Annotated in this window: 2 protein-coding genes; one reads left to right on the forward strand and one right to left on the reverse strand. The window is 68.0% G+C overall.

What is annotated here, in order from left to right:
• Positions 1-89: 89 nt before the first annotated feature.
• The gene (locus tag ACZ4YY_RS37400) at positions 90-2141 is read right to left on the reverse strand and encodes a family 43 glycosylhydrolase (protein WP_468299854.1); all 2052 of its coding nucleotides are present in this window, start codon (positions 2139-2141) and stop codon (positions 90-92) included.
• 1617 nt (positions 2142-3758) lie between these two features.
• Here ACZ4YY_RS37400 and ACZ4YY_RS37405 point away from each other — a divergent pair.
• On the forward strand, positions 3759-4562 hold an 804-nt coding region (locus tag ACZ4YY_RS37405; protein WP_468299856.1), incomplete at its 3' end, for a glycoside hydrolase family 43 protein.

The raw sequence follows: 4562 nt of genomic DNA on the forward strand, positions 1-4562 counted from the left end.
CTGCACGAAGGCCCACTCGGCATCGGACAGTTCATGGCGACGTATCACCCGACCATGATCCCCGACCGAAGATCATTTGACGACACCCCCTAGGGGGTGACGCGGCGGAAGGTCCACTGCTGGTTGGTGCTTCCCCTGTCGGTGTACTGGATCAGCGGGGCACCATCGGCCGTACTGCCCGAGTTGACGTCGAGGACCTTGCCGCTGTTGCGGTTGACCACGGTGAACGCACCACCGGTCAGCGGGCGCAGCTGCCACTGCTGGCTTGTCCGGCCGTCGGCGGTCGCCTGTACGACCCGTGCGCCGTCCGCCGTCGAGGACCCCGCCACGTCGAGCACCTTGCCGCTGCGGACGCAGGTGATGGTGTGATAGCCGTCGCCGGTGGACTGGAAGGCCCAGTGCTGGTTCGACTCACCGTTGTCGGGCCACTGGATCACGGCGGCGCCGTCCGCGGTCGAGGCAGCGGAGACGTTGGTGACCTTGCCGCTGCGCACGCTGACGCACCTGTAGGCCCGGGTGGGCGCGATGGTGTACTGCACCGAGTCGACGTCGACGTGGCCGGTGCCGTTGGGGTTGTAGGTGTAGATGCCGACCCGGTCACCGCGGTAACCGCCCCAGGTGAGCTGGTAGGTGCCGCCGAACGCGGTGAAGGCGTTCCCGTCGAGGCTGTAGGAGAACCGGCTGACCCCGTTGACGTCCCAGGTGGTGCGCAGCCACACCGCGTTCTGCGTGACCGCCGGACCGTCGGTCAGGGTGCCGCCGGCGTTGTGCGCGATCGTGGTGGTGGTCCCGGAGCGCCGGACGCCCAGCCCCGCGTAGGTGGCCGCGAAGTGGCACAGCCCGGCGTGCTGGCCGTCGGCGAGGCCGGCGAGTTCGAGGCGGACGGTCATCGTCCCGCCGCCCGCCGTGCGCAGCACCCGCTGGGTGAGGGTGTTGCCCGCCTTGGTCAGGTTGTCGGCGACCAGGGGTGCGAAGGCCTTCAACCGCAGGTGGCCGGGGCGTTCGGTCAGCGACCAGTAGCCCGCGCGCGGCTGGTAGTGCCACTCCCACTGCGGCTTGAGGCGGGTGTCGGTGAACCGGTCGCTGGTCACCACGGGCGGCAGCGCGTCGAGCGGCAGACCGGGCGTGCCGCCGGCGGGCACCCGGCCGGTCCACACCATGGTGCCGATGCCGTCCGAGCCCACCTCACCGATGATCGGCCAGCCGTCCACCCAGGTCACCGGCAGCAGGGACAGCGGACGCCCCTCCCAGTCGCCGTGGCCGTGATGGGTCACGAAGTACCACGTGCCGTCCGGAGTCTGCAGCAGTCCGCCCTGGTTGGGATCACGGTCGACCGGGGTGTTGACGTGCATCAGCTGTCGGGTCTCGAAGGGGCCGAAGGGGCTGGAGCCGCGGTTCATCATGAGCACCCGGCCCTCGGTCTTCACCTCGCTGAACAGGTGGTAGTAGATGCCGTCGATCTTGTACAGCTTGCTGGCCTCGCTGCGCGGCGACTGGTGGATGACGGTGGACGGGCCGACCAGCGACTTGCCGTCCGCGGACAGCTTGAACAAGTGGATCTTGTAGGAGTCCGAGAAGTGCGTGGTGACGAGGTAGCCCTGGCCGTCGTCGTCCCAGAACGGGCACACGTCGTTCCAGCCGGAGGTCCGCCACAGCGCCGTCAACGGCTCCCAGGGGCCGGCCGGCGACGCGGCGGACGTCATGAAGAAGCCTTCGTCGGGCGTATTGAAGTACACCCAGTAGCGGCCCGCGTGGTAGCGGATGGCCCCGGCCCACACGCCACGGCCGTAGCGGTTCATCCGGTCCCAGTTCAGTGTCGGCCCGATGCGGGTGAGATCGTCGACCGCGCCGCTGATGGTCCGCCAGTTGACCAGGTCCTTCGAGTGCAGGACGGCCATGCCGGGGGAGAACTGCATCGTGCTGGTGATGCCGTAGTAGTCGGAGCCGACCCGTATGCAGTCCCAGTCACTGAAGTCACCCGGAAGGACGGGGTTGACGTACGTGCCGTCCCCCTGGTCCCCCCACTTCCCGGCCGAGAGTGCGGCTGCCGCCGCCGTGCCCGGTGGCAGCAGGCCCTGGAGCAGGAACGCCCCGGTGCCGACCGCGGCGAGCCGGCCGAGTTGTCGTCTGGTGATGTCCACGAACCCGTCCTCACATAAGAAAACTCTGCCAGCCATCCGATGTATTGGCGCTTTTCGCCGCGAACCCTAGCGCGGTTTGCGGGTTGCGGATAGATGTCGATCAGAAACATCGGATGGAAGTCAGTGCCTCAGGGTGCGGTGTTCGTGTACACCGCCATCAGAGGAGTGCCGGCCCGCAGGATCAGGTGCTCGGTTCCGGTCCTGTCTGTTGGCGCCTGCCGGCGAGGGGCGGATCTGTACGGTCTTCGGTGTAAGTCCCGATCACGGAAGTAGCACGGATGAGCGACGTGACTGTCTCTGCCGAGGCGGTTGAAGGGGTTCGGCCCACTGGGTTGCCGGCGGACGGGAGACGCGCGGGCGCGTCGCTCATAACAGGAAGCACACAACGGAAATCGCCTGCCTTGCCCCGCGGGTGCGTCGGACTGCCCGCAGGCGTGGCGCGGAACCTTGAGGGGTGGCCGGACTGCGGCGGCGTGGTCGGTTCCGGTCCCGGCGCGTTCGCCGTCACCGTGCGACATGGCCTGTGACCGATGACGCAGGGGCCCGGCTCGCCGTGAAACCCCTGGGGCGGGATGCCCAAGGCGTGGACCCGCAGGCCGACTTCGCCGACCTGGCGATCCTTCGGCTTGCCCTGTCGGGCCATCGACGCCAACGACTGGAAGGCGGCCGACGGCTCGCCGGCCGGTTCAGCTGTGCACGGGCATCGGCGACACCGTTCAGATGCAGAACCGGGTAGTCCCACAAGCGTGGAGGTGCGTAGAACGGACTGCCCCTGAGCACCCTGCCCAAGCAACAGCCTCCCGAGTACGGCGATTCGGTTGCTGCCTCTCGGCGACAGGGTCGGCTCCGTCCCGTGCCGGAGTGGGATGCCCTGTGTGCCGGAAAACGATCTGACCGAACTGGCCGGTTCTCTTGACGTGTTCTTGGCGGTGAGTCTACCTTCTGGCCGAAGCTACGTACGATGTTCGAGTTTTCGAACGAACGGGAGGGTTGCCCGTGTTGTGCACCCGTCATCGGTTCCCGCCATGGCAGCTCCGCCGAGGTTGCCCTTTCGCTCCTCACCCGGCTTAGGCCCGTTCCACCGGCACGACGGACCGCGAGTGCGTCGACTCCACCCGTCACTTGACCGTCGCACCCGCACGAAGACAAGAGACGCACAGGGCTGCGGTTCCCTTCCGGCCGGCGGCGATATCGGTCGCGGCCTGCCTGCTCTCACGGCTCACGTCGTGAGCACACCCCAGTGGGCTGCCGCCGCCGACCCGGGCTGTCTGATGACGCACGTCACCGGGAAGGGCTCGACCGGCCAGCAGATACCTCCCGCACAGCGCGGCCGGTCTGAACGGACCGAACTCAACGGCGGCGGAATGACCCCGCGCTCCCCGATTAGGTACGCGCGAGGTGCGCGCTCCCCACACTCGTGCGCTCACCCGACGGCAGCAAGCACCACGCCTTCCATCTGCAGTTCGAAACGATCACCGACGTCACAGGGCGCAGCGACGCCATCTTCCGCCTGACGAACGACCCGACGGACCTGCGGCACCCCTCACGCTCCTTCGCGTTCGAAGGGAGGGCGTCGGTGTCGCCGCCTGTGAGAACCACGCATCGAGAGGAAAGACCTTGCTGGCAGGACTGATCAGGAGAGCGGCGTTCCTCGTCGCTCTGGTGGCGCTGGCCACGGGAGTGGCCGTGCCCGCGCAGACGGCCGCGGCGGCGGACGCCGACTCCGCCTATGTGATGGGCTATTTCAAGGAGTCGCTCAGCGGCGCGGGCAACGTCAACGCCGTGCACCTGGCGGTCAGTGACGACGGCCGGGAGTGGACGCCGCTCAACGACAACAACCCGGTACTCACTCCCACCGCGGGCACCAAGGGCATCCGCGACCCGTTCGTGTACCGGCTGCGCGACGGCAGCTGGGTCGTGCTCGCGACCGACATCCCCGTGGGCGGCAGCTTCACCAAGGCCAACCCGAACATCCACGTCTGGACCTCGCCGGACCTGGTGAACTGGTCGGCGGACCGGCTGCTGAAGGTCAACGCCACCAACCCGAACTCCTACAGCTGGGCCCCGGCCATCCACTGGGACCCGGTCCGGGGCGCCTACGGCATCACGTTCTCCACCGTCCCGCAGGGCAAGTCGTACTCGGTGATCGCCGTCTCCTACACGACCGACTTCGTCACCGCCACCGACCCCGTGGTGTTCCACGACGCGGGCACCGGCATCATCGACTCCCACGTCGTCACCGGCGTCAACGGATCCAACTACCTCTACTACAAGAGCAACGCGACGGGCCGGCTGGTCGGTGCGCGCTCGACGTCGGTGGAACCGCGCAGCTTCACCAAGTACACCGACGGCGTCGCCGAGAACCGGTGCACCGAGGCCCCCACGCTGGTGAAGTCGCTCACCTCGTCCACCTGGTCACTG

The sequence above is a fragment of the Streptomyces sp. NPDC030143 genome (assembly GCF_055573695.1).